Source organism: Pseudomonas sp. PH1b, from assembly GCF_000633395.1.
In the GTDB taxonomy this organism is placed as follows: Bacteria; Pseudomonadota; Gammaproteobacteria; order Pseudomonadales; family Pseudomonadaceae; genus Aquipseudomonas.
This window is the reverse complement of the sequence record NZ_AYMU01000089.1, coordinates 1-234: the sequence shown is the minus strand read 5'-3', so window position 1 is coordinate 234 and position 234 is coordinate 1. Positions and strand designations below refer to the sequence as shown.

The following is a 234-nucleotide window of genomic DNA, read 5'->3' as shown; positions in this document are numbered from 1 at the left end:
GGCGGGAACCTTCGTTTCCCGCCGTTCTCTGATAGCAGGATGCCAAGGCGCTGACTAGGCTTTGGCTTGATCCCCCCTTACAGAGGAACAGCCATGGGCATTATCGGAACCATTTTCATCGGCTTGATCGTTGGTCTGCTGGCGCGTTTCCTCAAACCGGGAGACGACAGCATGGGCTGGATCATGACCATCCTGCTGGGTATCGGCGGTTCGCTGGCGGCCACTTATGGCGGC

Annotated in this window: 1 protein-coding gene; it reads left to right on the top strand. The window is 58.5% G+C overall.

All coding sequences use genetic code 11. The annotated features are described in order from the left end of the window. Positions 1 to 93 precede the first annotated feature (93 nt). Positions 94 to 234 (top strand): GlsB/YeaQ/YmgE family stress response membrane protein (locus tag U873_RS0134150; RefSeq protein WP_025132492.1); only part of this gene is annotated, 141 nt, incomplete at its 3' end.